Genomic DNA, 617 nt, shown 5'->3' on the forward strand with positions numbered 1-617 from the left:
TGTTCCAGCAGCGTTTTTTTCTGGAATACTGAATGTTCTGGAGAGCACGAGCAGAAGAAGGACTTTCTTCCGGATATTCGAGATCGAAGAGCGTAGGCATGTTGGCCATCATTTCCGCATGTCTTGCCTTTTCGCTCTTTTTTCCGAAAAGCATCCGCTGAAGCTTTTCAATAATCGCGTCCTTGTGTTTGATTGTTTTGTTCAGCTCTTCGATCCGAACAGTCAAATCCTCTATGGCTTTGATCATCTTTTCGAGCTGTTCTTTATCCACTTCGACCGTCGTTTGTTTTTCCTTTTCCATGATTCAATTATACCACAAAAAAGAAGGGAAATAAACAAATTCCCCTTTATATAAAGCTTTTTTGATCACATTATCTTTGTCGCCCGGCTTTTGGGGATCGAACATTTCTGCTCGATCCCCAGACCTTCGAGAAGCCATCTCAGCTGCTGTTCGCTGAGAAGAAGCACTTCGTCATTGTTTTTAGGCCACTGGAACTTTCCTTCGTCAAGACGCTTCGTAAGAAGAAGAAATCCGTCCTCTTCCCAAAGGATCCCCTTGATCGAGGATGTTTTCCGACCGCAGAAAAGAAAGAGACTGTTCTCGAAAGGATCGAGCT

2 protein-coding genes are annotated in these 617 nt (G+C 43.8%); both read right to left on the reverse strand.

Annotated features, from left to right (window positions below):
- Positions 1–301: transposase (locus BO225_RS13160; protein WP_233120333.1), on the reverse strand; the 301-nt coding region annotated here is incomplete at its 3' end.
- Between the two features lie 65 nt (positions 302–366).
- On the reverse strand, positions 367–617 hold a 251-nt coding region (gene tnpB, locus BO225_RS13165; RefSeq protein WP_076342291.1), incomplete at its 5' end, for an IS66 family insertion sequence element accessory protein TnpB.

This window comes from Dubosiella newyorkensis (assembly GCF_001945605.1).
GTDB classification, from domain to species: domain Bacteria; phylum Bacillota_I; class Bacilli_A; order Erysipelotrichales; family Erysipelotrichaceae; genus Dubosiella; species Dubosiella newyorkensis.